The 26,579-nt window shown below is 67.7% G+C and carries 24 protein-coding genes and 1 tRNA gene; 9 read left to right on the top strand and 16 right to left on the bottom strand.

Annotated elements, in window-relative coordinates; all coding sequences use genetic code 11:
• The 6 genes from ACIQTX_RS04945 to ACIQTX_RS04920 all read right to left on the bottom strand — a co-directional run bounded on the left by ACIQTX_RS04945 (position 1) and on the right by ACIQTX_RS04920 (position 5,668).
• On the bottom strand, positions 1-1,089 hold the full coding sequence (locus ACIQTX_RS04945; RefSeq protein WP_402969637.1) for a FecCD family ABC transporter permease: 1,089 nt from the start codon (positions 1,087-1,089) through the stop codon (positions 1-3).
• Entirely contained in the window at positions 1,086-2,159 is a 1,074-nt protein-coding gene (locus tag ACIQTX_RS04940; RefSeq protein WP_402969634.1) for a FecCD family ABC transporter permease, read from the bottom strand. Before ACIQTX_RS04940 ends, ACIQTX_RS04945 begins: the two co-directional genes overlap by 4 nt.
• Positions 2,160-2,204: 45 nt before the next feature.
• Entirely contained in the window at positions 2,205-3,275 is a 1,071-nt protein-coding gene (locus ACIQTX_RS04935; protein WP_402969631.1) for an ABC transporter substrate-binding protein, read from the bottom strand.
• A 148-nt stretch (positions 3,276-3,423) separates the two neighbouring features.
• On the bottom strand, positions 3,424-4,233 hold the full coding sequence (locus ACIQTX_RS04930) for a helix-turn-helix domain-containing protein (RefSeq protein WP_402969628.1): 810 nt from the start codon (positions 4,231-4,233) through the stop codon (positions 3,424-3,426).
• Positions 4,234-4,479: 246 nt separating this feature from the next.
• Positions 4,480-4,570 (bottom strand) — tRNA-Ser (locus ACIQTX_RS04925).
• A 51-nt stretch (positions 4,571-4,621) separates the two neighbouring features.
• Entirely contained in the window at positions 4,622-5,668 is a 1,047-nt protein-coding gene (locus ACIQTX_RS04920) for a hypothetical protein (protein ID WP_402969625.1), read from the bottom strand.
• 133 nt (positions 5,669-5,801) lie between these two features.
• Between ACIQTX_RS04920 and ACIQTX_RS04915 the strand changes: the two genes are divergently transcribed.
• Positions 5,802-6,578, top strand: a complete 777-nt coding sequence (locus ACIQTX_RS04915; RefSeq protein ID WP_402969622.1) for a hypothetical protein — start codon at positions 5,802-5,804, stop codon at positions 6,576-6,578.
• A gap of 17 nt (positions 6,579-6,595) precedes the next feature.
• Here the strand turns inward: ACIQTX_RS04915 and cydC are convergent, their stop codons facing one another.
• The 5 genes from cydC to ACIQTX_RS04890 are packed head-to-tail and all read right to left on the bottom strand — an operon-like array spanning position 6,596 to position 13,079.
• On the bottom strand, positions 6,596-8,263 hold the full coding sequence (gene cydC, locus ACIQTX_RS04910; protein WP_402969619.1) for a thiol reductant ABC exporter subunit CydC: 1,668 nt from the start codon (positions 8,261-8,263) through the stop codon (positions 6,596-6,598).
• Positions 8,260-9,918, bottom strand: a complete 1,659-nt coding sequence (gene cydD / locus ACIQTX_RS04905) for a thiol reductant ABC exporter subunit CydD (protein WP_402969616.1) — start codon at positions 9,916-9,918, stop codon at positions 8,260-8,262. The genes cydC and cydD overlap by 4 nt, the downstream gene beginning before the upstream one ends.
• On the bottom strand, positions 9,915-10,943 hold the full coding sequence (gene cydB, locus ACIQTX_RS04900) for a cytochrome d ubiquinol oxidase subunit II (protein WP_402969613.1): 1,029 nt from the start codon (positions 10,941-10,943) through the stop codon (positions 9,915-9,917). The genes cydD and cydB overlap by 4 nt, the downstream gene beginning before the upstream one ends.
• A 14-nt stretch (positions 10,944-10,957) precedes the next feature.
• On the bottom strand, positions 10,958-12,373 hold the full coding sequence (locus ACIQTX_RS04895) for a cytochrome ubiquinol oxidase subunit I (RefSeq protein ID WP_402969610.1): 1,416 nt from the start codon (positions 12,371-12,373) through the stop codon (positions 10,958-10,960).
• Positions 12,360-13,079, bottom strand: coding sequence for a helix-turn-helix transcriptional regulator (locus tag ACIQTX_RS04890; RefSeq protein ID WP_402969607.1), 720 nt, complete (start codon positions 13,077-13,079; stop codon positions 12,360-12,362). The genes ACIQTX_RS04895 and ACIQTX_RS04890 overlap by 14 nt, the downstream gene beginning before the upstream one ends.
• Before the next feature lie 100 nt (positions 13,080-13,179).
• On the opposite strand from ACIQTX_RS04890, the gene radA reads away from it, so the two are divergent.
• Positions 13,180-14,547 carry a DNA repair protein RadA gene (gene radA, locus ACIQTX_RS04885; protein ID WP_105528231.1) on the top strand — a complete coding sequence of 456 codons (1,368 nt, stop codon included), beginning with the start codon at positions 13,180-13,182 and terminating at the stop codon, positions 14,545-14,547.
• A gap of 35 nt (positions 14,548-14,582) precedes the next feature.
• Here radA and ACIQTX_RS04880 read toward each other — a convergent pair whose 3' ends face one another.
• The 4 genes from ACIQTX_RS04880 to ACIQTX_RS04865 all read right to left on the bottom strand — a co-directional run bounded on the left by ACIQTX_RS04880 (position 14,583) and on the right by ACIQTX_RS04865 (position 19,191).
• Positions 14,583-14,993 (bottom strand): dehydrogenase, encoded by a 411-nt coding sequence (locus tag ACIQTX_RS04880; protein ID WP_402969603.1) that lies wholly within the window; start codon positions 14,991-14,993, stop codon positions 14,583-14,585.
• Between the two features lie 343 nt (positions 14,994-15,336).
• On the bottom strand, positions 15,337-15,990 hold the full coding sequence (locus ACIQTX_RS04875; RefSeq protein ID WP_402969600.1) for a hypothetical protein: 654 nt from the start codon (positions 15,988-15,990) through the stop codon (positions 15,337-15,339).
• 71 nt (positions 15,991-16,061) lie between these two features.
• The gene (locus tag ACIQTX_RS04870; RefSeq protein ID WP_028503887.1) at positions 16,062-16,562 is read right to left on the bottom strand and encodes an amino-acid N-acetyltransferase; all 501 of its coding nucleotides are present in this window, start codon (positions 16,560-16,562) and stop codon (positions 16,062-16,064) included.
• Positions 16,563-16,659: 97 nt separating this feature from the next.
• On the bottom strand, positions 16,660-19,191 hold the full coding sequence (locus tag ACIQTX_RS04865) for an ATP-dependent Clp protease ATP-binding subunit (protein ID WP_028503888.1): 2,532 nt from the start codon (positions 19,189-19,191) through the stop codon (positions 16,660-16,662).
• Between the two features lie 213 nt (positions 19,192-19,404).
• Here ACIQTX_RS04865 and ACIQTX_RS04860 point away from each other — a divergent pair, with 213 nt between their 5' ends.
• From ACIQTX_RS04860 to ACIQTX_RS04840, 5 genes are all read left to right on the top strand, one after another.
• Complete coding sequence (locus ACIQTX_RS04860) at positions 19,405-20,022, top strand: hypothetical protein (RefSeq protein ID WP_402969596.1); 618 nt, start codon at positions 19,405-19,407, stop codon at positions 20,020-20,022.
• A complete protein-coding gene (locus ACIQTX_RS04855) occupies positions 20,022-20,669 on the top strand; it encodes a hypothetical protein (RefSeq protein ID WP_402969593.1) in 648 nt (215 codons plus the stop codon). Before ACIQTX_RS04860 ends, ACIQTX_RS04855 begins: the two co-directional genes overlap by 1 nt.
• Entirely contained in the window at positions 20,669-21,442 is a 774-nt protein-coding gene (locus tag ACIQTX_RS04850) for a hypothetical protein (protein ID WP_028503891.1), read from the top strand. Before ACIQTX_RS04855 ends, ACIQTX_RS04850 begins: the two co-directional genes overlap by 1 nt.
• Positions 21,439-21,675: a helix-turn-helix domain-containing protein gene (locus ACIQTX_RS04845; RefSeq protein WP_402969591.1), complete on the top strand. Its 237-nt coding sequence runs from the start codon at positions 21,439-21,441 to the stop codon at positions 21,673-21,675. Before ACIQTX_RS04850 ends, ACIQTX_RS04845 begins: the two co-directional genes overlap by 4 nt.
• A gap of 212 nt (positions 21,676-21,887) precedes the next feature.
• Positions 21,888-23,315, top strand: a complete 1,428-nt coding sequence (locus ACIQTX_RS04840) for a dicarboxylate/amino acid:cation symporter (RefSeq protein WP_028503893.1) — start codon at positions 21,888-21,890, stop codon at positions 23,313-23,315.
• 66 nt (positions 23,316-23,381) lie between these two features.
• On the opposite strand, the gene ACIQTX_RS04835 is transcribed toward ACIQTX_RS04840, so the two are convergent.
• Positions 23,382-25,112: a sodium:proton antiporter gene (locus tag ACIQTX_RS04835; RefSeq protein ID WP_105528237.1), complete on the bottom strand. Its 1,731-nt coding sequence runs from the start codon at positions 25,110-25,112 to the stop codon at positions 23,382-23,384.
• A 53-nt stretch (positions 25,113-25,165) separates the two neighbouring features.
• On the opposite strand from ACIQTX_RS04835, the gene ACIQTX_RS04830 reads away from it, so the two are divergent.
• On the top strand, positions 25,166-26,206 hold the full coding sequence (locus ACIQTX_RS04830) for an LLM class flavin-dependent oxidoreductase (protein WP_105528238.1): 1,041 nt from the start codon (positions 25,166-25,168) through the stop codon (positions 26,204-26,206).
• A 140-nt stretch (positions 26,207-26,346) separates the two neighbouring features.
• Positions 26,347-26,556 (top strand): hypothetical protein, encoded by a 210-nt coding sequence (locus ACIQTX_RS04825; protein WP_028503896.1) that lies wholly within the window; start codon positions 26,347-26,349, stop codon positions 26,554-26,556.
• The last annotated feature ends 23 nt before the right edge of the window (positions 26,557-26,579 follow it).

Genomic DNA, 26,579 nt, shown 5'->3' with positions numbered 1-26,579 from the left:
CTATCGTCTGCGACGATATTCGCGGATGAGAAGCCACAGGAGATAGGCGCCGCCGATGGACACGGTGACGATGCCGACGGGCAGTTGAATCGCGATGGCCACCGCATCGGCCCCGACGAGCAGGAGCGCCCCCACGAGCGCCGCCGGCATCAACCCGATTCCGGGTGCACCAGTGAGTCGGCGTGCGATCTGTGGCGCGGCGAGCGCGATGAAGGAGATCGGCCCGGCCGCCGCGGTCACGAGTGCGGTCAGTGCGACGCCGAGCACGACAGCGGCGAGGCGCAGCTTCTCGACACTCGTCCCGAGCGCCTTCGCGGTGTCGTCCCCCAGCTCCAGCTCTCGCATCCCCGGCCCGAGAGCCACCGTGAACGGCATCAGCAGAGCCAAGACGGTCAGCATGGGCCAGAACTGGTCGAAGCCGAGTCCGTTCAGAGATCCCGCACCCCACGCCGCCGCAGACATCGCGTCTTCCAGGTCTGCTTGAAGCATCAAGTACGAATTGATCGAGCCGAGCACCGCGCTGATGCCGATTCCGATGATGATCAGGCGGAACCCGTCCACACCGTCGCGGTACGCGAGCAGGTAGACGAGCGCCGCCGTGAGCATGCCGCCCACGAGCGACCCCGCAGCGACGGCGTAGTAGCCGGCGCTGCCCACGACGAGCATGACGATCAGGGCGCCGGTGTAGGAGCCTGCGGCGAACCCGATGACGTCCGGACTCCCCAGAGGGTTGCGCGTCAGGGACTGGAAGATGGCACCGCTCATACCCAGTCCCACGCCGCAGCATATGGCGAACAGCAGTCGCGGCAATCGCCACTCGATCACCAGCATCTCGGTTCGCCGGTCTGCGTTACCGAACAGGGCGGAGACCACATCGGTCAAGGGAGTATGCGCAGCGCCTGCTGTCAGCGTGTACGCGCCGATGACGAGGACCAGGATGATCACCACGACACCCACGAGCACGGTGCGGCGATCGATCGGCAGGGAGATCGGCGGGCGCGAGGAGCGCAGAAGCCATTCGGGGCGGCCGTTTCCGACCAGCGACTCGACGGGCAGCGACCGCTCGGGCGCGATGGGCGAACGTGTCACAGCCCGCTCACCTTCTTACGTCGTGCCAAGAGAATCAGGATCGGGGCGCCGACGACGGCCGTGACAAGCCCGACGCGCAGCTCCCCACTGGGCAGGACGACTCGGGCGACGATGTCGGATACCAACAACAGGATCGGCGAGATCACGAGCGTGTACGCCATGATCCAGCGCTGATCCGGCCCGACGAACCAGCGGACGATGTGCGGCACCATCAACCCGACGAACCCGATCGGGCCGGCGAGCGCCGTCGCCCCGCCTGCCATCACGGTCACGGCGACGACAGTCACCACCCGGGTTCCCACGACGCTGACGCCGAGGGACTTCCCGGCGTCGTCGCCCATCGCCAGTGCATTCAGAGGCCGCGCCACGAGAAGCGCCAACACGACGCCGATGAGGATGAGCGGACCGATCGCCGCGACGACATCCAAGGATCGTCCGGCGAGCGACCCGGCACCCCAGAAGCGCATGCTGTCGAAGACCTGCGGGTTCTTCAGGCTGATACCCGAGGCGAAGCCTCCGAGGACAGCGCTGAGCGCAACCCCCGCCAGCGTCATCTGCACCGGGGAGGCGCCGCCCCTTCCGATGGATCCGATGAGGTAGACGACGACCGTGACCACACCAGCACCGAGCAGGGCGAACCACACATAGCCGAGCGCGCCGGTGATGCCGAAGAGACCGATCGCGATGGTGACGAAGAAACCTGCACCGGCGTTGACGCCCAGGATCCCGGGGTCTGCCAAGGGGTTCCGCGTGAACGCCTGGATGAGTGCGCCCGCCAGGCCGAGCGCAGGGCCCACGACCAGGCCAACGACGGTCCGTGGAATGCGCAACTCCCAGATGATCAGCGCCTCGCTGGATGCTCGCGGATCGAGCAGAGCGGCGAGAACGGCACCAACGGTCAAACCGCGCGCACCGACCATGATGCTCGCCACAACGACGACGATCAGCACCCCGACCGAAGCGAACAAGCCGAGCGTCAGGACGCTTCGGGGACGCCTGGTCTTGACGCGAGGAGATCGGCTGGTCTGCGCCGGCGTGCTCCTGGACGTGACCGGCGTCCCGACGGTCATTTCCCCTCCCCTTCCCGGGGCGCGGACGCGCTGAGGCGGTCTGCGCTATTCAAGGTTGGCGACGGCCTCCGCGAGGGATCCCACCAGGTGGTCGAGACCCCACGGGATGCTGAGCGGACTCGGTGCGGACAGGGACATCGTCTGCGCCACGTCGTTGGTGACCACGACATCGCCGCCGGCGATCGGCCGCCAATCGGCGAAGACGCTGCTGTTCGTCAGAGCGCGTTTCCACTCGGCGTCGCCGTCGACGTTCGTCACATAGAGCTGAGGCGAGAGGCCGGAAAGCTCTTCCAAGCTCACGTTGAAGCTGGAGGATTCCTCGCCGAGTCCGGCCACTCCCGGCACGAGGGACATTCCCAGCTGCTCGATCAACTGCACTCGAGGGTCGGTCGGACCGTTGAGCAGCAGCGTCCCGTCATCCATCGGCACCGTGCCGTACGCGAAGGTGACGCCATCGAACTCCGGGTGCTCCTCCGCGACGGAGACGATCATGTCGTCGAGGCCAGCCTGCAGATCCGCGGCACGCTGCGGAACGCCGAGCGCTTCCCCGACGATCTCGATGTTGTCCCCGAGCGGTGTCGCCCACGCCTGCTCCGGGTACGCAACGGTCGGGGCGATGTCGCTGAGGCGGTCGTAGTCCTCCTCCGAGATGCCGGAGTAGGTGGCCAGAATCAGATCCGGCTCGGTGCTCAGCAGCTCCTCGAAGTCGATCTCACCGCGTTCAAGGCTCGGAAGCGCCATGGGCATCTCTCCGCCTAGCTCCTCGACCGCCTCGCGGAACCACGGGAAGTATCCCTCTGCGTCGGCTCCATAGGCATTGAAGCCGACTGCGACCGGCACCCGCCCGAGAGCCACGACCACGTCGGGCGTCGTCCAACCGATGACGACGACTCGCTCCGGCTCAGTGTCGATCTTCGTCTGGCCGAGCGCATGCTCGACCGTCACGGGGAAGGCGCCGGCTTCGGCGACGCTTTCAAAAGTCGCACCCGTCGTCGAGCCCGTGTCGGCGGCGCCTTGAGAGCACCCGGTGAGGGCGAGCGCGGCGACGAGCGCCAAGGCGGAGACTGTGCTCCGCAATGGATGCGAGCCGCCGGAGGGCATGCGAAGACTGGACATGGGGCTCCTGTGATCGAGAGGGAGGGAGGGAGAGCAGGCCGTCTACACAAGGGAAGCCTTACCTAAGTAACCAGCGTAGGCTCGACGCCTGTCGAGGTGCGGACGACCGGTGTCGCATTCGGGACAGGACCACGACGAGCCCGGTCGCCTACTCGGTGGCGAGCAGCTCACCCGGCGTGCAGCCGACGACCTTGTGGAAAGCCGCGACGAACGCACTGGTTGTGCCGTATCCGACCCTGCGGCCCGTCACCGAGACAGTTGCACCTTCGGCGAGCAGAGTGCACGCCGACGCCATCCGGGCGAGCCGGCGCCACTGGGCGAAGCTCATCGCCACGTCTGCCGAGAACGCCCGGCTGATGGTCCGGGGACTCACATTCAGGCAGTGCGCCCACTGCTCCAGGGAACGCCCGTCAGCAGGGCTCCTCAGGATGCCGTCGACGATCTTCCTGATACGAGGGTCCTGCGGAATGGGTACAGCGATCCCACGGAAGCGCAGTGGCTCGAGCAAGTCGATGCACACCTGCTGCGCGCGAAGCCGCTCGTCCTCGGGCATCCCCGTGACCGCGAGATGGATCAGTAGGTGCCGCAACGCCGCATTCAGGTCCACCGCAGTGGTTCCGTCCCACGTCGGGGTCCACGATTCGGGCGCGAACAGCGTCTCCCGAAACGCTGCTCCCCCCGCTGCCCACCCTGCGTGGACAACCCCTCGAGGTATCCAGAGGCCGCACCCGGGAAGCACCACGTGCATCCGATCGTCCACCACGACGCTCACCGCACCACGTTCGGACCAGATCAGCACGTGCTCCTCGTTGCTGTGCGGTAGCCAGCGCACCTCGAGGTCCTGTTCGAACACACCGGTCGTCAGCAGGAAGGACTCGGGGACCATACGCGGTTCGGGCACGAAATCGCCGCTGGGCGGCGCCGCCGCTTGCGGGGGCGCATCAGCCGTCAACGTCACGAAGCTCCTCCCCGGGTACGTTATTAGGCTCACCTAATCTACCAACAATGCCTGCGGGCTCACGCGCCCGGTTCGTCCCCGTCGTGCTGCCAGATCAGCTCCTCACCACATAGTTCGACGCTGTCTGCACCCACTCGGTTCTTTCCGTGGGTGCAGACTTCGCCGAAGGTGCGTGAGACATGCACCAGAAATGCACCACGCCCGACCCCAGGTACGGAAAAACCCCCGATTTCTCGGGGGTTTCCATGGCGGTGACGGTGGGATTTGAACCCACGGTAGGGGGTTACCCTACACAACTTTTCGAGAGTTGCACCTTCGGCCGCTCGGACACGTCACCGCGGAATAGCTTACGCGACGCGGGGCCTGCACGCGAATCGAGAGCTGCTCGTCACCAGGCGGTGGCGACCTCGGCGTGCGTGCGCAGGATGCCCTCGGTCGAGCCCGCGGGCGCGCGGCCGATTCCGCACTCGGTGGCAACCCCGAACTCAGGGGCGAACGGAGCCGCGGCGGCGATGCGACGAGCTGCCCCTTCCGCGCCGTCCTCCCGGTGCACGAGTCCCAGGTAGAGCTCGTCGACCGCGGCGAGTTCTGCGAGCGGGGCGAAGTACGCCTCGTCGTCGTGGTCGATCGGCACCGGCAGGTGCAGCCAGGTGAGCGGGCGGGCGGATGCCGCCACCACGGCGTTCGCGTAGCGCACGAGGTTCGTGGCATCCCTCGGCTCGAAGAAGTGCTTCTCCCCCGCGTCGCCGTAGCAGAGGTGCACGCCCACCTCGGCGTCAGCGGGCACCGCATCGACGAGCGCAGCCAGGCGCGCGACGAGACCGTCGAACGGATCACCGGGCCACCACGCCTCCATGACCGCTCCGTAGCCGACCGCGCGCTCGATGATGCCCATCTCGCTGGCGACGTCCCACTGCACCGCGAGGTCTTCGTGCGGGATGGCGGCCAGGATCTCGTCGAGGTCGCGCAGGATCGCAGCGGTGTAGACGGGCTCGATCTCGGCCCGGTCATCGCCGTGGAAGAACGAGGAGATCACGGCGAGCGGCGTCGGCAGCGACACCTGGAACCGGATGCCGGCCGGAACAGCACCCTCTGCACGGAGACGCGTGAACACGGCGTACGACTCGATCGCGGCTGCGGCGTAGCCGAGCGGAGGCAGCTCGATGCTCGCGGCATCCACTCCTTCAGCGAGCCGCAGTCCTCGGGCATCGATGCCGGCGGGGAACGGGATGGGCTCGTCGCCGACGCGCTCGATGCCCTCGGCCTGGCCGATCACGTCGGGCTGGAACATGATCCAGTGGAACCGCTTGCCCACCTCTCCGTCCGGGATGCGGCGGAGTCGGGTCCCGAGCAGATCCGCGGCGGTGCGGATCGTGGTCTCGGCGTCGTCGTAGTTCACGCTGCCCACGAGGAGGGCACCCTGCGGCTGAGTCATGTCCCCCAGAATATCGGCGCTCCCCACCGCGCTTTTCCCCGGCCACCCCTCCGCCATGAGAGGAGCATCCCGGTTAGGATGGCCTAATAACCCGCCGCCTGTGGGGGCAGCGATGACGGGAAGGGTATTCATCATGGGCTTCATCACCTCCGAGGCATTGGCCGAGACGGGCTACGTCGTCCTCGACGATCACACCTCGCCCGCCGACCCCGCCGAATGGCACGACCTCGAGTACGTCGGCTGGCGCTCCTCCGGCATCACGCGCTTCGCCCCGCTCACCAGCTACGCGGGCGACGTCGACTGCAACGGCTTCTGGAACCACACCCCGCCGCGCGCCGACAAGGACGGCATCTGGGTCGAGTCGCAGGTCGCCATCGCCCCCACGCTCCAGCGCCGGGCGCAAGAGCCGGGTGCCGGCATCGGACGCTGCCGCGTGATCGAGCTGCAGGCGAACGAATACGCCGACGCGATCTACAACCTGCATCAGGACGACAACAACCGCCTCAACGAAGAGGGCACCGGCTGGGTGGTCCGTGGGTTCTTCAACCTCTCCGACGACACCGAGTCGATGCTGATCCTGCGCGCCGACCGCTTCGACCCGGCGACCGAGATCCGCCTGCCGCTGCGCGCGGGCTCCCGCATCGTCGTCGACACCCAGCGCTTCTGGCACGCGGTCTGGCATCGCGGCACGGCACCCCGCTACGCGCTCATCACGTCGTGGACCAGCGGCCCCGAGCTCGATGCGTACATCGCCGCGAACCACGGCGACCCGAACCCGCCGACGGTCGACCTCGACCCGCAGTTCGTCGATGCCGCACAGGTCGAGCTGCACCGCCGCATCGAAGAGCGCCGTCGCGCGTTCGAGGCGCAGGGCATCGTGATGGAACCGCCCGTCGACATGAACGTCTGAGGCGCGCGGCCTCGCCGTCAGATCGTGCGGCCGTCTTCGATGCGCACCGTGCGCTCGACGGTCCCTGCAGGCGGCGCGAGGTGCGAGATCAGCAGCACCGACTGCTCGCCTGCGGCCTGCAGCAGATCGCGCAGCAGGGCATCGGATGCCTCAGGGTCGACCCCGGCGGTCGGCTCATCCAGCACCAATACCGGGAAACCCCTCAGCAGTGCGCGGGCGAGCGAGATCCGCTGCGCCTGCCCACCCGACACCAGCGCACCGCGGTCGCCGACCCGCGCGTCGAGACCGCCACGCTCGGTGACCCAGGCACCGAGACCGACTCGGTCGAGCACTTCCCGCAGCTCGGCGTCTGTCGCAGTGTCGCGTGCGAAGAGCAGGTTCTGGCGGATGTCTTCGTCGAACAGCTGAGGACTCTGCTCGCACAGCCCGATCACCCGGCGCAGTGCCGGGCCCGAAAGCTCCGCGGCATCACGGCCGTCGACCAGGTACTCGCCCTCCACCCGCAGGAAGCCGACAAGCGCCGCGGCGAGTGAGCTCTTGCCCGCCCCGCTCGGCCCCGCGACCAGCACCCTCTCACCAGGGCGGAGGTCGAGGTCGATCCCTTTCAGAGCGGGCGCACCACCCGGCCAGTTCGCCCGCACGCCGCGCATCCGCACTACCGGAGTGCCCTCGATCTCGATGTCGTCTCCCGCGTCGGAGCGCAGCTCGTCCGGCATCCGCTCCGGCAGCACGTCGACGATGCGCTCGGCGCTGGAGCGCACACTCCGCCACGATGCCGCGGCGATCGGCACCGCACCGAAGATCTCGAACACCACCATCGGCACGAGGACCGCCACGGCCAACCACGGGCCGTCGATCGCCCCGTCGACGAGTCCGGGAGCCGCAGCAGCGAGGGCCCAGACCGAGGCAGCCCCGGCGACCGCGGAGACCACGCCGGCCGCGACGGCCTGCGCGAACGAGGCGCGGTCGACCACTCGTCGCAGCACGGCATCCGCCGTACCGATCCGTGCGCGCGCCTGCTCTTCCGCCCCGTAGGCGATGAGCACGTCGAGGCTGCCGAAGTAGTCGACGAGGGCCGCAGAGAGCTCGGCGCGACGTGCCGAGACCAGCGCCTCGGCACGTGAGCCGAACACCCAGCCGAGACCGATCGCGGCGGCTGCCGCGACCAGCAGGCACACGGCGAGCGCGAGCGCGGCGGGAGGGGAGACGAAGGCGATGAAGCCGACGGCACCGACCGCGACGAGGGCTGCGACCCCGAGCGGCTGCACCACCCGCAGCGGCAGGTTCTGCAGGTTCTCGACATCGTCAACGAGGGCTGTGAGCACCTGCCCGCGGTCGGTCGAGCCGAGGCCGGCCGGAGACAGCGGGATCAGCCGCCGCACGATGTCGGCCCTGGTCGAGGCGAGCTGACGCAGTGCCGCGTCGTGGCCGCTCAGTCGCTCCAGGTAGCGGGTGACGGCGCGCGACACGGCGAAGAACCGGACCCCGACCACGGCGATCGACAGCGGCACGAGCGAGTCGACGATCGAAGCGCTCACGATCAGCCAGCCGCTGACCGCCAGCAGACTCACGGCGGCCCCGGCGGACAGCATCCCCCAGACGAGGCCGGGCACGAACCGTCCGACCGGCGGCTGCGCGAGCCGCAGGATGCCACGGACCCGCTGGCTGCGCGTCGCCCCGGTCATGCGTCCACCCCCAGCGCCACGACCTGATCGGCGATGTCACGCGCCGATCGGCGGTGCGAGACGAGCACGATCGTCGCCCCGGCATCCGCCCGCTCGCGCAGCGACCGCCACAGCCGCTCCTCGGTCTCGGGGTCGAGCGCGCTCGAAGGCTCATCGAGCGCGAGCATCCGTCCCGGAGCGGACTCCTGTCGATACAGGGCGCGGGCCACGGCCACCCGCTGCGCCTGGCCGCCCGAGAGCCCACTCCCCTGCACGCCGAGCTCGAGCCCCGCGTCGATGGTCTCGGCGCAGGCATCGTCCAGCGCGGCGCGGATGCGGTCGGCATCCGGTGCGGGGTCCCCGAGGGCGACGTTCTCCGCGACGGTGCCGCGCATCAACCCCGGCGCCTGTCCGGCCCAGGCCAGCCACGTGGCCGGGGCGAGCCCGCGAAGATCCTGCCCGGCGAATGCGGCCGCGCCCTCGAAATCGGCAGCGCCCCGGAGCGCCGCGAGGAGTGAGGACTTGCCGGACCCGCTGGGACCTTCGATCAGCGTGATCGTTCCCGGCTCGGCGGTGAAGGACACGGGCGGCAGGTCGCGCACCCGCAGGCCCTCGACCGTGAGCGCGGCGCCGTCCGCCCGTTCCACCTGCAGGACCGATGCACGGATGTCGGACCGTTCCACGGCGATTCCTCCGGCATCCGTCGAATCGTCCTGCATCCGTACGCGGGCACCCGCCGCGTCGAGCACATCGAACACATCCTCGGTCGCGGCGACACCCTCCGAGGCCGCGTGGAACTGCACCCCCACCTGACGGATCGGCAGGAACGCCTCGGGGGCGAGCAGCAGCACGAACAGCCCCACCTCGAGCGTCAGGTCGCCCGAGAGCAGCCGGAAGCCGACCGACACCGCGATCAGTGCGACCGCGATCGAGGCCAGCAGTTCCATCGCGAACCCGGACAGGAACGAGAACCGCAGCACCTTCATGGTCTCGCGGCGGTACTCCTCTGCGGTGACCTCGATGCGGTCGGCCGCGCGGCGGTCGCGCCCGAACAGTCGCAGCGTCGACAGCCCCTGGACCGTGTCGGCGAATCGGGCGGCGAGGCGCTGCAGCGTCTGCCACTGCCGCGTCTGCACCGTGCGCGTCGCCATGCCGATCAGGATCAGGAACAGCGGTATCAGCGGCAGGGTGATGACCGCGGTCAGCCCACTCGGCCAGTCCTGCCACCACATCACCGCGACCAGCACCGGAGTCGCGATCACGGTCAGCACGAGCTGCGGGATGTACCGCGCGAAGTACGCATCGAGCGCCTCGAGCCCATGTCCCGCGGTGACGGCGAGCTCGGTCTGGTTCCGCTGTGCCAGCCATCCGGGCCCCAGCTTCCCGACCGCCTTCACGAGCGCCGAGCGCAGCTGCATCCCGGTCTTCGCCGCCGCCCGCGTCCCCGCGGCATCCGATGCTGCGATCAGCAGCCCGCGCAGCAGCGCCGCGACCAGCAGCCAGATCAGGGAGGAGGTGACATCGCTACCCGCGATCGCGCCGGTGATCGCATCGGTCAGCAACCACGCGAAGGCGATCGTGACCGCGGTCTGGATGACGCCGATCACCGCGGATGCCGCGAGGAAGCCCCTCGCGGCACCCGCGTAGCGCAGCAGTCTCGGATCGACGGGTTTCACGCGTGCGCCGGAGCCCCCTCGATGGACTTGCGAGTGACACGCTTGCGGAAGACCCAGTACGTCCAGGCCTGGTACGCGATCACCAGCGGCATCGCGATCAATGCGGTCCAGCTCATGATCTGCAGCGTGTACGGCGTGCTCGACGCGTTCGCGATCGTCAGGCTGAATGCCGGGTCGATCGTCGACGGCATCACGAACGGGAACAGGGCCGAGAACAGCATGACCACCGCGAACATCACTGTGAGCATCCCTGCGAAGAACGCCCAGCCGTCACGCCGGACCAACGAGAATCCGACCGCCGCGATCAGGCTGACCGCCGCGAGCGCGCCGGCACCGATGACGAGCCAGAGCAGCGGAGCCTCACGGCCCATCGCGATCGCGACCGTCCAGATCACGGTTGCGGCCGCGACGAGGATCGTCGGGATGGCGGCCTTCTTCACCAGCTTCCGTGCGTCCTCATGCACCTGCCCGTCGGTCTTGAGCGCGACGAACAGCACCCCGTGCAGGAAGAACAGCAGCAGCGTGGTGACGCCGACCAGCAGCGAGTACGGGTTCAGCAGCGCGAAGAAGCCGCCGACGTAGATGTGGTTCTCATCGATCGCGACGCCCTGCACGATGTTGCCGAAGGCGACACCCCAGAGCAGAGCCGGCACGACCGAGCCGATCACGATCATCCGGTCGAAGCCGGCCTTCCACTTCGCGCTGTCGCGCTGGTGGCGGTACTCGAACGAGACTCCGCGCAGGATCAGTGCGAGCAGGATCAGCAGCAGCGGCAGGTAGAACCCGCTGAAGAGGGTGGCGTACCACTCGGGGAACGACGCGAACAGGCAGGCGCCGGCCACGATGACCCAGGTCTCGTTGAGATCCCAGACCGGACCGATCGTGTTGATGACCTGGCGGCGCGAGACATCGTTCTTGCCGAGGAACGGCAGCGACATGCCGACACCGAAGTCGAACCCGTCGAGCACGAAGTAGCCCACGAAGAAGAAGGCGACGATGAAGAACCAGAGTGTTGCGAGATCCATGATGCTCCTCCCTCTCAGTAGACGACCGACGGCAGCTGGGCCGTCTCGTCATGTGGCTGTTCTTCGGTGTCGGGGCCCTTCTGCGCTGCCCGGATGATGAGGCGTATCTCGACGACGGCGAGGGCCGCGTAGATCGCCGTGAACGCGATGAGCGATATGAGTACCTCGACACCGCTGACCCCTGGCGAGACGCCGTCCTGCGTGGTCATCAGTCCGAACACGATCCACGGCTGTCTGCCCATCTCGGTGAAGACCCAGCCCATGATGTTGGCCACGAGCGCGAGCGGGAACGACCAGATCGCGAGCTTCCACATCCACTGTGACGGGGGCTTCTTGGCGCTCTTGCGGGTGAGCCACAGACCGATCACGGCGACGAGCGCTGCAGCCATGCCCAGGCCGATCATCCAGCGGAACGCCCAGTACGTGATCCACAGGACCGGAGCGAAGTCGGTGAGACCGGTGGCGGCATACGTCTGGCTGTACTCGGCGTTGAGGTCGTTGATGCCGTGCACGCACGCGTCGAGCGTGTGCGTCGACAACAGCGACAGCAGATACGGCACGCGGATGGAGAACAGCTCCGAACTGCCGTCAGGTGTCCCGAGCGTGAACAGGCTGAACGAGGCGTCCGGCCCGCACACGGTGTTGAACGTGGCTTCGGCCGCCGCCATCTTCATGGGCTGCGCGGCATACATCGCCAGTCCCAGCTGGTCGCCCGTGAGCACGACACCCGCGGTGGACACGATCATCGCCCACAGGCCGAACTTGAGCGAGATGCGCATGGTGTCGAAGTGCTGACCGCGTGCGAGGTGCCAGGCCGAGACCGAGATGACGACACCGGCGGCGAACATGAACGCACCGAAGATCGTGTGCGGGAAGGCCGCGAGCGCGACCGGGTTCGTCAGCAGCGCCCAGAAGTCGGTCAACTCAGCACGGTTGGTCGCCTCGTTGAACGTGTAGCCGACCGGGTTCTGCATGAACGCGTTGGCGGCGATGATGAAGTACGCCGACAGGATGCTGCCGATCGAGACGCACCAGATGGTCGCGAGGTGCAGCTTCTGCGGGAGCTTGTCCCAGCCGAAAATCCACAACCCGATGAACGTGGCCTCGAAGAAGAAGGCGAGCAGCCCCTCGAATGCGAGCGGGGCGCCGAACACGTCGCCGACGAAGCGGGAGTAGTCCGACCAGTTCATGCCGAACTGGAACTCCTGCACGATGCCGGTGACGACACCCATCGCGAAGTTGATGAGGAAGATCTTGCCGAAGAAGCGGGTCAGATGCAGGTACTGCACCTTGCCGGTGCGCACCCAGGCGGTCTGGAAGATCGCGGCGACCAGCGCCATGCCGATCGTCAGCGGCACGAAGAGGTAGTGATAGACCGTCGTCAGCCCGAATTGCCATCGGGCGAGGACCAGTGGATCAAGCCATTCCATGCGCGACTCCTGTTCTGTGGAGGCGCTGCCTGGTGCTGTGACGCAGCCGCCCCTTTCCCTCGATCAGCGGCGCGGTGGTGTCGCGCAGCTGCACGGTGCAATCCGATGAGAGGACAGCGTCGCGCACGCACTCGGCTTCGAGTGGTCCGCCTGCCTCGTTCAGGACGCCTTGCATGAGTTCGAGGTGCACACGGCACAGCATGGGGCGGTCTTCCGAGCGACCGGCCGCGTGCGGGCACGGGCTGAGGTCGACCGTGAGCCCCTGATCGTCGACAACCGGCTCGAAGCCGCTTTCTTCGAGATGCTCCACGAGAGCGTCGAGCTGGTAGGTGGCCTCGCGTCCGAGCCCGGATGCCGTCGCGTCCGGCAGCATGCTCCGCATCAGGTCACCGCGGCGAGCGGCCGCCTTGGCCTTGTCGCGCGCGACCGGGCTGGAAGCACCCGGCGCTCCGGTGGCAGCGCTGTACAGCGTGCGCGGCCGCCCCCTCGTGGTGCGGTGCTCGATCGTCGGGATCACGTAGCCGCCCTCGATCAGTCGCTGCAGGTGTTCACGGACCGTGTTGGGGTGGAGCCCGGTGGCTTCGCACAGCTCGGTGATGGAGAGATCGGCTCGGGTCGTCGAGCTTCCCGCTTCGAAGAGCAAGTGCAGGATCTGCACCCGGGAGTAGCTCGAGATCGGCCCGCAGACGGGCCCGCCGTTGGCCATGACCCCAGTATCCCGCGCGACTGCGAGTTTGCCGAGAGGTATGGCCGTGAATAAACACCTGGCCGATAGGGATGTCTGATGCCGGCGATAGCCTGGGGGCATGGCCACCCGGAAACCCGCTCCACCCGCGTACGTGTGCACGGAATGCGGGTGGACGACCGCCAAGTGGGTCGGCAGGTGCGGGGAGTGCCAGCAGTGGGGCACGGTTCAGGAACAGGCCGCGCAGACCGGCATCCTCCGCCGCGTGGGCGCGGTCGCGCCGACCGCCGATCGAGCAGCACGGCCGATCACACAGATCACCACGCAAGATGCTCCGCGCCGTTCGAGCGGCGTCGGCGAGTTCGACCGCGTGCTCGGCGGCGGCATCGTGCCCGGGGCTGCGATCCTGCTCAGCGGCGAGCCGGGAGTCGGCAAGTCGACACTGCTGCTCGAGGTCGCAGCACAAGCGGCTCGCGGTGGGCGCCGCGTGCTCTACGCGAGCGCCGAGGAGTCTCCTGGCCAGGTGCGGCTGCGTGCTGAGCGCACGGGTGCGCTGCACGACGAGCTGTACCTCGCGAGCGAGACCGACCTGGCGACCATCCTCGGCCACATCGACGAGGTGAAGCCGCAGCTCGTCATCGTCGACTCGGTGCAGACGGTTTCGTCATCGATGATCGACGGTGCCGCCGGGCAGCCGAGCCAGGTGCGCGAGGTCGCGGCGACGCTGATCCGCATCGCGAAAGATCGCGATCTGCCGATCATCCTCGTGGGCCACGTCACGAAAGACGGCCAGGTCGCCGGCCCCCGCGTGCTCGAGCACCTGGTCGACGTCGTCTGTCATTTCGAGGGCGACCGCCAGACGTCACTGCGATTCATCCGCGCGCTCAAGAACCGCTTCGGGCCGACCGACGAGGTCGGCTGCTTCGAGATGACCGGAGACGGCATCGCCGAGGTGCCAGACCCCTCAGGTCTCTTCCTCTCCCAGGGCGCCACCGAACCGGGAACGTGCGTCGCGATCTCGCTCGAGGGCAGGCGTGCGCTGCCGGTCGAGGTGCAGGCGCTCACCGTCCCCAGCAACGCACCGAACCCGCGCCGCATCGTGCACGGCCTCGACTCTTCACGGGTCGCGATGGTGCTCGCGATCCTCGAGCGGCGCGCCGGCATCCCCACCGGCACCCTCGACGTCTACGTCTCGACCGTGGGAGGAGTGCGTTTCACGGAGCCAGCCGCCGATCTGGCGATCGCGATCGCAGTGGCCGGCTCCATCCAGCAGTTCTCGGTGCCGCGCACGATCGCCGCAGTCGGCGAGCTCAGCCTCGCGGGCGAGATCCGTCCCGTCACCCAGGCTGCTCAGCGGCGGTCCGAGGCCGCACGGCTCGGCTACGAACAGGTGGTCGACGACCGATCGAAGACACTCCGCGCGGCGCTCGGAGACGTGCGCGCACGCAACACGTCACGCCGTTCCGATCGCGACATCCCGCCGTTCTGACCGCGGCCGCAACGGGCTGGCAGGCATCGATGCTGTCAGGCGTCGAGGGCCTTGAGCAGCTCGGCCGGTTCGGCCTGCATCGGGTGGGGGCCGGCAATGTCGAGGAACACTGTCGTGATCGGGTGCGCAGCGAGGAACTTCCGCAGCCAGTCCGCCGTGTAGATCCCCACACCGGGCGGGAGGTTGGCCGGCTTGTTCTTGGCATCGCTGAACAGAAGCAGGGCGAGGTCGCCGGTCTTCGGATCGCGGTACGTCCACACCTCACCGCTGTCGAGGGGGTTGTCCCGCGCACCAGGTGCGATCAGCGGCACGACGGTGGTGCCGTGACGGAGGGCGAGAGCGACCGCAGCGACATCCTGCTTCTCCAGAGCCTGGGCCAGAGCATCCGAGCGGAAGTCTTCGGGTGCGGGCTTCTTCTTCGCGGACTTCGCCTTCTTCGCTGCCATGCCTCCAGCTTAGGCATGGAGAACAGCCACGGCATCCGCCCGGAATCGACCGCGGATACGATTGGGGCCCTCTCGAGTCCCACATTGGGGACTGGGGTACTCGAGAGGGCCCTCGGACTCTCGAGCGGCGGTGTCGAAGCGCTGGGGACGCTGTAGTTCGACGCCACTGGGGATGGCATATTGCCGCATGATGCGGAGAGTCATGTCAATGGTATCCCAAAGACTCGCAGATGTCAGCATCGCGTGCCGAAGGCGTCTGATATCGCATCATTTCGTGCGTCCGGAATCAGTTCACGACGATTTTCGAAGACGCCTGCGATGATCGCTTCGAAGTCAGCGGAGGTCAGTAGAGCAGGATCTGCGCGGTCGAGAGGCTCGTGAAGCCGCCGATCGAAACCTCGACATGGTACGAGGCTCCCCCGCCAGGAGCGCGCTGCCGGTTCTCCTGCGCGCACGTCTCGACGCTCGACCTCGTGCGATCCCAGGTGACCGGATCTTTGCTGGTGACCGTCGTCCCCGCCGTCAGAGTGGCGATCATGCTGCTCGGGTTCTCCTGGCAGTCGGTCGAACGCCACCAGACGTCTTCACCGCTGGAGACCGTGAACACCTGCGTGGTCGACCCGACGTCGATCGTGCAGTCCTTGGCGCCCTTGTTCGTCAACGAGATGGAGAGCTTCGGCATGACACCCGCCGCATACGTGGCGGCGTCGGCCACGGCCGCGACCTCGATGTCTTTCGCCTCGCACGCGACGATCGCCGGAGCCTGTTCGGTCGAGGCGTCGGGAGAGGGAGAGGGCGAGTCGGTGCCGGTCGACGGGGCCGCACTCGGCGACGTCGACGCCGAAGGCGATGGCGTCTCAGCGGTGTCGGCGGCCGCCCACGGCCGCGCGATCAGAAGCCACGCCCCGATGCCGATGGCCGCGACGACCAGGATGAGTCCGACGATGACGACCAGTCGCCGACGACGGTAGACGGCGGCGGATGGGCGACGAGACATGCCTCCAGGCTATGCGATCCCCCGCGCCCAGCCTGGGAGGCCGGACGGCGGATGCGGTCTGTGGCGCGTGCTCAGAGCACCTTGAGCATGCGGGTGTTGCCGAGCGTGTTCGGCTTGACGTGAGCGAGGTCGAGGAACTCCTCGACACCGGCGTCGCCGCTGCGCAACAGCTGGGAGTAGACGTCGGAGTCGACGACCTGCTCACCGATCGACGTGTACCCGCGGCGTCCGAAGAACTCGACCTCGAACGTGAGGCAGAACAGGCGCGACAGGCCGAGCATCCTGGCGTTTTCCTCGAGCCCGTCGACGAGCGCGCGGCCGACACCGTGGTGCAGCCAGTCGTCGCGCACGAGCAGCGTGCGCACCTCACCGAGGTCTTCCCAGAACACGTGCAGTGCACCGCATCCGATCAGCACCCCGTCGGCTTCCGCCACGACGAACTCCTGCACGGCACCGTAGAGCACAGCCAGATCCTTGCCGAGCAGGATGCGCTGCTCCACGAGCGGCTGCAGCAGGTCACGGATGCCGACGATGTCGGCGCTCCGCGCCGGCCTGACGATGTACTCGCTCACGAGACAAGCCTAGAACCCCTGGTCGGTCGGCACCTGGACCGGACACAGGAAAGGGGCGGATGCCGCAGCATCCGCCCCTTCTCTGTTCAACCGGAGGTCACTCCCCGCTGGCTACCGCCAGGTCAGGCGTGCTGGCGATCGCGCCTCCGCCGGTGTTGACACCCACTGCGACCTTCTCGCCGCGCGGGCCGTGCTCGAACAGGAACTCCCCGTCCTTCGCGTCGACCTTCACGTGGTCACCGGAGTTGAGCTCGCCGTGCAGGATCTTCTCCGACAGGCGGTCCTCGATCTCGTGCTGCATCGCGCGACGCAGCGGTCGGGCGCCGAGAGCCGGGTCGAAGCCGATCTCGATGAGACGCTCCTTGGCCGGCTGCGACAGCTCGATCGTCATGTCGCGGTCCAGCAGACGCTCGCCGAGGCGCTTGGTGAACAGATCGACGATCTGCACCAGCTCGGTCTTGGAGAGCTGCGGGAACACGATGATGTCGTCGACACGGTTCAGGAACTCGGGCTTGAAGTGCCGCTTGAGCTCTTCGTTCACCTTGCCCTTCATCCGGTCGTAGCTGGTCGAGTCGTTGCCCTCGACCTGGAAGCCGACGGGTCCGCCGGCGATGTCACGCGCACCGAGGTTGGTGGTCATGATGATGACCGTGTTCTTGAAGTCCACGATCCGACCCTGACCGTCGGTGAGACGACCTTCTTCGAGGATCTGCAGCAGCGAGTTGAAGATGTCCGGGTGGGCCTTCTCGATCTCGTCGAAGAGAACCACGCTGAACGGCTTGCGCCGCACCTTCTCGGTGAGCTGGCCACCCTCTTCGAATCCGACGAATCCGGGAGGGGCGCCGAACAGACGCGAGACGGTGTGCTTCTCACCGAACTCGCTCATGTCGAGCGAGATCAGCGCAGCCTCATCGTCGAACAGGAACTCGGCGAGCGCCTTGGCGAGCTCGGTCTTTCCGACACCCGTGGGGCCGGCGAAGATGAACGAGCCCGAGGGACGCTTCGGGTCCTTGAGACCGGCACGCTGACGACGGATCGTCTTGGAGAGGGCGGCGATCGCCTCTTCCTGACCGATGACGCGCTGGTGCAGGGCCTTCTCCATGAAGACGAGTCGCGAGGACTCCTCCTCCGTGAGCTTGAAGACGGGGATGCCGGTGGCCTGTGCGAGCACCTCGGCGATCAGACCCTCGTCGACGACCGCGGAGGTCGCGACGTCGCCCGCGCGCCACTGCTTCTCGAGACGCAGACGCTCGGCGAGGAGGCTCTTCTCCTCATCGCGGAGGGATGCCGCCTTCTCGAAGTCCTGCTCCTCGGAGGCGACTTCCTTCTGCTCGCGGACAGCGGCGATCTTCTCGTCGAACTCGCGCAGCTCGGGCGGGCTCGACAGGATCGACAGACGCAGGCGTGCGCCGGCCTCGTCGATCAGGTCGATGGCCTTGTCCGGGAGGAAGCGGTCGGAGACGTAGCGGTCGGCGAGGTTCGCCGCCGCGACGATGGCGCCGTCGGTGATCTGCACCTTGTGGTGCGCCTCGTAGCGGTCGCGCAGGCCCTTGAGGATGTTGATCGTGTGCGGCAGCGTCGGCTCGTTGACCTGCACCGACTGGAAGCGGCGCTCGAGAGCGGCATCCTTCTCGAAGTGCTTGCGGTACTCGTCGAGCGTGGTCGCACCGATCGTCTGCAGCTCACCTCGGGCGAGGAGCGGCTTCAGGATGCTGGCCGCGTCGATCGCGCCCTCGGCGGCACCCGCACCCACGAGGGTGTGGATCTCGTCGATGAAGACGATGATGTCGCCGCGCGTGCGGATCTCCTTGGTGACCTTCTTCAGGCGCTCCTCGAAGTCACCGCGGTAGCGGGAACCGGCGATGAGCGAGCCGAGGTCGAGCGAGTAGAGCTGCTTGTCCTTCAGCGTCTCGGGCACATCGCCCTTGACGATCGCCTGGGCCAGACCCTCGACCACGGCGGTCTTGCCGACGCCGGGCTCACCGATCAGGACGGGGTTGTTCTTGGAGCGGCGGGAGAGGATCTGCATGACCCGCTCCGCCTCCTTCTCGCGCCCGATCACCGGGTCGAGCTTGTTGTCACGCGCGGCCTGGGTGAGGTTACGGCCGAACTGGTCGAGCACGGCCGACCCGCCCTGGGCGCTGGCCTGCGAGTCGTTCGTCTGCGCACCGACGGATGCCGGCTCGCGGCCGGGAGCGCCGGAGAGCAGCTGGATGACCTGCTGGCGGACCTTGTTCAGGTCGGCGCCGAGCTTGACGAGCACCTGGGCTGCGACGCCCTCGCCCTCGCGGATGAGGCCGAGCAGGATGTGCTCGGTGCCGATGTAGTTGTGGCCGAGCTGGAGAGCCTCGCGGAGGCTGAGCTCGAGCACCTTCTTGGCGCGCGGGGTGAACGGGATGTGCCCGGTCGGCTGCTGCTGACCCTGGCCGATGATGTCCTGCACCTGCTCGCGCACGGCGTCGAGGGAGATGCCGAGGCTTTCGAGCGCCTTGGCGGCGACACCTTCGCCCTCGTGGATGAGGCCGAGCAGGATGTGCTCGGTTCCGATGTAATTGTGGTTGAGCATCTTCGCCTCTTCTTGGGCGAGGACGACCACTCGACGGGCTCGGTCCGTGAATCTCTCGAACATGCTGTGACTCCTTATTCGCACGGGGCGAAGCGCTGACACCTATGGCGTTCTCTGCGCCTGTACATCGAGAGTAACCACCACGCAGGGCACGTATGCCCGTGTTCGCCGTGGGCATACCGGGGGTTGACCGTGTTATCGACAGTCGTTATGTTAACGACAGTCGATAACAACGATCTCGAGAAGGCGCATCAGCGCCCAGGCAAGGAGTGGCAGATGACCTCGACAAAGCAGGGCACACTGTCCCGCGGTGACACCGGCGCGCTCATCGGCTTCTGCATCGCCGGAGTCGCGATCGCCGCGTACATCACCATCTTCTCCGTCATCCGCATCCTGAACCTCGTCAGCGGCACGACCGTTCCGGTGATGGTCGAGTTCGTGGATCAGCCGGTCGAGGCCCCGCTCGGAGCGGGCGGCGCCGACATCACCCTGGAACTGGACCGAGCGGCCATCAACGCCCCGGCCCTGCCCCCGATCGCGATCGCGACAGGGGTCATCGGGCAGATCCTCCAGATCGTCACGATCGTCGTCGTGATCGGATGCCTGCTGCTGCTCGCGCGCAGCATCCTCGCCGGCACAGTGTTCAGCCGCCGCAATACCCGCCTCGTCATGCTCGCCGGCCTCACCGGTCTGGTCGGCTACGCGGCCGTGCAGTTCTTCGACAACATGCTCGCTAACGCGGCCGTCTCGTCGGTCACCGACAACGCCGTCGACAACGCCGTCATCAGTATCGAGCCGTTCACCTTCATCCTCGCGGCGTTCGTGATCTCGATCATCGGCACGACCTTCGTGATCGGCGACCGCCTGCAGCGCGACACGGAAGGACTCGTCTGATGACCACGACGAACACGACCGCGAAAGCCACCCGCTCCGAGAAGGCGGATGCGATCACCGTGATCCTCTACGCCGCCGCGGCGCTGGTGACGGTCGCGTTCGCCACGATCCTGCGCGTCGCCAGCACGTTCCGCGAGACCGGAATCGCCTGGACGATTCCGATCGACCAGCAACCGATCTCGGCGACGACGGACTCCGGAGCGATCTCGATCGAGGGATATGCCGACGAGGCCATGATCATCGCGAACGACGTGAACGCGGTGTCGGTCGCGGCGATCATCACCGCCATCACGCTCTGGGCACTCGCTGCCGCTCTCGTCATCGCGTCGGTGACTCTGGTCGCCTGGAACTTCCTGCGCGGTCGCTTCTTCGTGCGCGGGAACGTCTGGGCGTTCAACGCGATCGGCTGGACCCTCGTCGGCGCACCGATCCTGATCGTGATGCTGGAGACCATGGGACGCAACGGAGTGACCGCCGCACTCGGTCTCGGTGACGGCGAACCGGTGCATCCGCTCGAGTTCTGGACGATCGCACCGTTCTTCGCCACCGGGGTGACGGTCGGGCTGATCGCGGTCGCGTTCCGCCGCGGCATCCGCCTGCAGCAGGAGAAGGCCGCACTCGAGAAGGAAACGGAAGGACTCGTCTGATGTTCAACGCTGCCTCAGAGGACGTCTGGACCTCACTCCTCAACATCGGTATCTGGCTGGCCGCCATCGCGGCGATCACCGGCCTGGTGTTCTGGCGCGGGCGACGCCGCGGAAGCAAGACCATCGCTCTGGATGCCGCGCTTACTCTCGCAGGGATGTGGGTCCTCCTGTCTACGATCGGGATCGTGGTCTTCGCCGCGAAAGTGTTCGTCGTCGACTGGGCCGAACTCCACGGATTCACCAACATCTGGCTTTCGTGGCCGGCCGCCCTTCCCTGTTCTCAGTTCGGCGACAGCGCGGGCACCACACTCACCTGCAGCGGCCACTCGCTGGACGACTTCACCGTCACCAACGCGTCGCTCGGCCTGCGCGCACTCGCCGGCGCTGCCCAGGCGACTTCTCTCGCCTTCTCCACGATGCCCGCGGTGCTGGTCGCCGCGATCTGCTTCCAGACGCTGCGAGGGCGCACTTTCTCCCGCATCCTGACCCGCACGCTGACGGTCGGGGCCGCTGTGGTGCTCGTGCTCGGCATCGCATCAGACCTGCTCGGCTCGATCGCCGCGACCGCCGGCCTGCGCGAGGTCTTCCCTCCTGACAGCACGTGGTACCCGCCGGTCTTTCAGCTCACCGTGACGCCCTTGCCGTTCGCCGGTGCGCTCGGGCTCCTCGCCCTCGCCGCCGTCTTCCGTCAGGGCATGCGCCTCGACCAGGAACGCGAGCGTCTGCAGCTGGAGACCGAGCGTCTGCAGAAGGACACGGAGGGTCTGGTGTGACCCCGGCCGAGAGCGATGACGAGTTCACCGGCATCCACTGCCGCCTCGACGAGCTGCTCACCGACCGGGGGATGACGCTCACCGAGCTGAGCGCCGCGGTCGGGGTGAGCATCGTGAACCTGTCGGTGCTGAAGAACGACCGCGCCCGCGCGATCCGGTACTCGACGCTGCGTGCGATCTGCGAGGCCCTCGACTGCGAGGTCGGCGACCTGTTGGTGCTCGCCCCACGCTGACGGGGAACCCTGGTTCCGGTCGCAGTTGCTGCCGCTCGTGGCGCGTTCAGGCGGCAGGAAGTGCGACCGGAATCAGGCCTGCCGGCCGCACCGAGCGGAATCCGGCTCGAGCGTCATCCTTCGTCATATCCACCCAGGGAATTCTCAGGCAGTCATAGCGTTGGGCCTCATGGCGCGCACACGGCGCGCCGCGATTCTGGAGTCCCCACCCCATGAGCACCACCGCACGCGCCCAGAAAGCGCCAGATACCCGCGGACCGGTCCGGAAGCTGCTGTCGTCATTCGGCTTCCAGATCCTCGCAGCCCTCGTTCTCGGCATCGCCGCCGGTCTGATCGGCCGCCAGCTCGGCGCCACCGCCGAGAACCCGACCGGGCTGTCCGCGACACTCGACACCATCGGCAACTCGTACGTGACGCTGCTGCGCGCCGCCGTCGTCCCGCTGATCTTCACCGCCATCGTCGCCAGCATCTCGAACCTGCGTCGCGTGCAGAACGCCGCGCGCCTGGCCGGCCAGACGATCCTGTGGTTCGCGATCACCGCGTTCATCGCCGTGATCATCGGCATCGTCCTCGGCCTCGTGATCCAGCCGGGCAACCGCGCCGGCGAGGGCCTCGAACCCGGCGACCCGTACACCGTGGGCACGTGGTGGAACTTCCTGCTGGGACTCATCCCGCAGAACTTCCTCGGCCTGACGGTCAGCACCTCGCCCGGCGCTGTCGAAGGCACCTTCTCGTCGAACGTCGGCTTCAACATCCTGCAGGTCATCGTGGTCGCTGCCGTCATCGGCATCGCAGCTCTCAAGGCCGGCAAGAAGGCCGAGCCGTTCCTCGTCTTCACCGAGTCGCTGCTGAAGGTCATCCAGCGCGTGCTGTGGTGGATCATCCGCATCGCCCCGCTCGGCACGTTCGGCCTCATCGGCTCGGCCGTGATCAAGTACGGCTGGGAGAAGCTCGCATCCCTCGGCTGGTTCGCCGCCGCGGTCTACATCGGCCTCGCGCTCGTGCTGTTCGTGGTCTACCCGATCCTGGTCAAGACGCACGGTCTGTCGATCAAGCAGTACTTCTCGGGTGTCTGGCCCGCCGTGCAGCTGGCCTTCGTCAGCCGCTCCTCGATCGGCACGTTGCCCCTCACCGAGCGCGTCACCGAGCGCAACCTCGGCGTGCCCCGCTCGTACGCCTCGTTCGCCGTGCCGCTGGGCGCGACCACGAAGATGGACGGCTGCGCTGCGATCTACCCGGCCATCGCCGCGATCTTCGTCGCACAGTTCTTCGGCATCGAACTGAACTTCGTGCAGTACCTGCTGATCGTGATCGTCTCGGTCGTGGGCTCCGCCGCCACCGCCGGCACCACGGGCGCTGTCGTCATGCTCACGCTGACGCTGTCGACCCTGGGTCTGCCGCTCGAGGGCGTCGGACTACTGCTCGCGATCGACCCGATCCTCGACATGGGCCGCACCGCGGTCAACGTCGCGGGTCAGGCACTGATCCCGACGATCGTCGCCAAGCGCGAGGGCATCCTGAACGAGGAGCTCTACAACGCGCCGCGCGAGGGCCTGCCCTTCGCCGACGACTCCGGAGACGACGAGGATGCTCCCGAGACGGATGCCGCCTCCGACAAGGAGCCGGTCGGCGCCCGCTGACCTCCCCCGCCACGCACAGAGCGCCTCGCCCCTTCTCCGGGACGAGGCGCTCTGTCGTTCAGGGCTTCAGGCGCGGCTCTGCTGGCGAGTGGCACCACGGGTGTCGAGCGCGAGCTCCTCGGCATCCATCGCGGCGATCAGCTCGCGCATGACCTCCTCGTCGAGGTTGCCCGCGTTGCGCTCGGCGAGGAGGATCTCGCGGCGCACCTGCAGCCACCCCCGCGACAGGGCGACGAGGTCTTCGTACGACGGCCGGCTCGCGGCATCCTCCACCTTCTGCGCCTCATCGGTGTCTTTCTCGACCCGGGTCATGCGCTTGGTGAACGCGTCGAACACGCTGAGATCGACATCGCCGTACTTCGCCTCCCACTCGACGCGCTTCTCGGCGAGGAACTTCTTCCCGGCCTCACGGCTTTTCGCACGAACCTCGGCGAGCGCCGCCTCGTCCTCCTCCTCGTCGACATCGCTGGCGATGCCGAGACCACGGATGAGCATCGGGAGCGTCAGCCCCTGCAACAGCAGCGTGCCGACCGTGACGATGAACGCGACGACGACGATCGCATGGGATGCCTCTGTGTCGAGCGCTGCGAGGTCGGCAGCAGCCACCGCGATGGCCAGCGTCACCACCCCGCGCATGCCGGCCCAGGAGATGACGGCGCTGTCTTTCCAGGTGAGCTTGAGTCCTGCCATCTGCTCGCGCACGATGTGGCTGCGCAGTTCGTCGGCGGTGTAGTTCTCCCAGCGGCGGGACTTGCGGTGCCGCTTGTCGAACTCTCCGGATTCGACGCCGCGGTCCCAGCGTTCGAGCCGCTTGCGGTCCTGGAAGTTCGCCCACGCACTGGTCGGGTAGATGTACAGCGGCCGCACGATCAGGACCACGAGCAGCACCGCACCGGAGAGCAGCAGGATCTGCCCGACCGACTCGCTGCCGAGATCATTGAGCACACGCGGGAACTGCAGCCCGATGTAGGCGAACACGAAGCTCTCCAGCAGCAGATCGGCCGAGAGCCACAGCGGCTTCTCCTGCTGACGCGTCGTGTAGTCGGTGCGCGGGGAGTTGTATCCGACGTACAGCCCCATCGCGACGACCGCGAGGACACCCGATCCGAGCAGGTGCTCGGCGATCGCGTAGGCGCCGAACGGAGCGAGCAGCCCGAACGTGCCGATCACGACGGGGTCGCTGATGCGCATGCGCAACTGGTGCAGGACGATGCCGAACACCAGACCGACGGCCACACCGACCCCGACCGCCACCAGGAACTGCCAGATGCCGCCCCAGATCGAGACGGTCGCGCCGGCGAGGATCGCCGCGAACACGCGGTACAGCGTCAACGAGGTCGCGTCGTTGATGAGGCTCTCGCCCGAGAGCACGGTCATGATGCGGCGCGGCAGCCCGAGCCGACGGCCGATCGCCGCAGCCGACACCGCGTCGGGCGGGGCGACGATCGCACCGAGGAGCAGTGCGCCCGGAAGCGTGAGGGACGGCAGGATCCACCACGCGACGAGGCCGACCGCGAGCGCCGTGATCAGCACGAGCCAGATGCCGAGTCGGCGGATCTGCGGCAGGCTGCGCTTGAATCCGACGAATGAGACGTCGAGTGCAGCCGAGTACAGCAGCGGCGGCAGCACGAGGCTGAGCAGCACGTGCCCGTCGATCTCCAGATTCGGCACGAACGGCAGGAACGATGCGGCGAGCGCCGCGACGGTCACCAGCAGTGGCGCCGGCCACCCGCGCCAGCGCGCCAGAGCGGCGACGGCGACGGATCCGACGAGGACGTAGAAGATGCCTGCTTCCATGCCCCAACGGTAGCGGGGGAATGGCGGCGTGCGAGCGCGCGTTGTGGTCAAGGATGTCCGATACAGCTCTCTCCGTCCTCGACCTCGTTCCGGTCCGCACCGGCCAGACCAGCGCAGAGGCCATCGCCGCCTCGCTCGCTCTCGCGGAGGTCGCCGACAAGCTCGGCTATCGCCGCTACTGGTTCGCCGAGCACCACAACATGCCGTCGGTGGCATCCACCACTCCCCCGGTGCTGATCGCCGCTGCGGCCACCCGCACCTCGCGGCTGCGTCTGGGCTCGGGCGGGGTGATGCTGCCCAACCACGCGCCTCTCATCGTCGCCGAGCAGTTCGCCGCCCTCGAGGCCATCGCCCCCGGTCGCATCGACCTGGGCCTCGGCCGCGCTCCGGGCAGCGACCCGGTGATCACACAGCTGCTACGCGGCTCCGGCACCACGAGCGACGTCGAGCAGTTCCCCCGCCACGTGCAGGACATCGCGGCGCTGCTCTCCGGTGACGGCGCCGCGCTGCGCTTCACCTCCGGCGGCGAGTACACCGTGCGTGCGACACCTGCTGCGACCGGCACCCCCGAGGTGTGGCTGCTCGGTTCGAGCGACTACTCCGCCCAGCTGGCCGCCTCGCACGGGCTGCCCTACGTCTTCGCGAACCACTTCTCCGGGCAGGGCCTCGAGCGGGCGCTCGACCTCTACCGCACCGGCTACCGCCCGAGCGAGGAGAACCCCGAGCCGCGCACCTTCCTGACCGTGAACGCGGTGGCCGCGCCCACGCAGGAGGAGGCAGAGGCCCGCGCCCTCCCGCAGCTGCGGATGATGGCGCGTCTGCGGCTCAACCAGCCCCTCGCGGCGCTCGAGACCGTGGAGCAGGCAGCCGCCGCGGTGACGGATGCCGCGACCGACGAGGTCGTGCAGGCCGCACGCTCGCGCTGGTTCGTCGGCACGGGTGAGACCGTCGCCGCCGAGGTCCGCGCGTTCGCCGAACGATACGGCGTCGACGAGGTCATGCTGTCGCCGGTCGCCGGCGCCTATGAGGCAGAACCGAACGACGCCCCGACCGGTCGCGCACAGACCCTGGAACTCATCGCCGCTGCACTCTGACCGTCTGTCAACCCCTGGGACCGTCTGTCAACCCCTGGCTTTCCGGGGGCCGCAGGCGTAGCGTCACCATCAGTGTGGCCGTCTGGTGCGCAACCGCACCGGCGGACGCACGGGCCACCGGCAGTGGAAGGAGTTCGATCATGAGCACCACCAAGACCCTCGCCCTCTGGGTGGCGTACGGCCCGAACGGAGTGGTCGGCAGCATCCGTCACGATGAGGACGGCTACACGGTCACGATGGTCGGGTCCGAAGCCTCGACCGGAACGTACCCGAGCCTGGCATCGGCCAAGGGTGCTCTGCACTCGCACATGGCGCCCGGCAGCGACTGGCCGCGATTCCAGGAGCACTGAACCACGGCACCCGCTTGACCGCG

This window comes from Microbacterium sp. NPDC090281, from assembly GCF_044769635.1.
Taxonomy (GTDB): Bacteria; Actinomycetota; Actinomycetes; order Actinomycetales; family Microbacteriaceae; genus Microbacterium.
The sequence above is the reverse complement of the archived record's forward strand: the minus strand, read 5'-3'. Positions and strand labels throughout refer to the sequence as shown.